The 513-nt window shown below is 63.7% G+C and carries 1 protein-coding gene; it reads left to right on the top strand.

Annotation, left to right across the window (positions count from 1 at the left end):
- On the top strand, nucleotides 1-513 hold a 513-nt coding region (locus tag J5M66_RS26540), incomplete at both ends, for an immunoglobulin-like domain-containing protein (RefSeq protein ID WP_207809951.1).

Here is a 513-nt window from a genome sequence, read left to right as displayed (position 1 = left end):
GACAAGACCCCGGTCAGCACCACCGTGACCGACACCGTCGACACCACCAACCTGTCCCTGTCGGCCACCGGCTCGGTGGCGGAGGGTGGCCAGATCACTTACACCGCGACCCTGACCAACGCCGCTGGCTCGCCTGTAACCGTCACCCTGTCGAACGGCGCGGTGATCACCATCAAGGCTGGCGAAACCACCGGCACCGCAACTGTTCCGGCCCCGTCCGATGACGTCTACAAAGACGTCGGTTCCGTCCAGGCGACGATCACCAGCGCTACCGGTGGCAACTTCGAGAACCTGGTACCAAGCACGGTTCCAGCGGTGACCAATGTCACCGACACCATCGACACTTCGACGGTCAAGCTGACCGCCGATACGTCGGTGGCTGAAGGCGGCACCGTGACTTACACCGCCACCGTCGGCGCACCAGTGACTGGCTCCCCTGTCGTCGTGACTCTGGCTAACGGCCAGACCATCACCATCGGTGTCGGTCAGACTACTGGCACCGCAACCGCTGTT

Origin of the sequence: Pseudomonas sp. 67(2021), assembly GCF_017491835.1 — a bacterium.
GTDB classification, from domain to species: Bacteria; Pseudomonadota; Gammaproteobacteria; order Pseudomonadales; family Pseudomonadaceae; genus Aquipseudomonas; species Aquipseudomonas atacamensis.
This window is presented reverse-complemented; position numbering and strand designations above follow the sequence as displayed.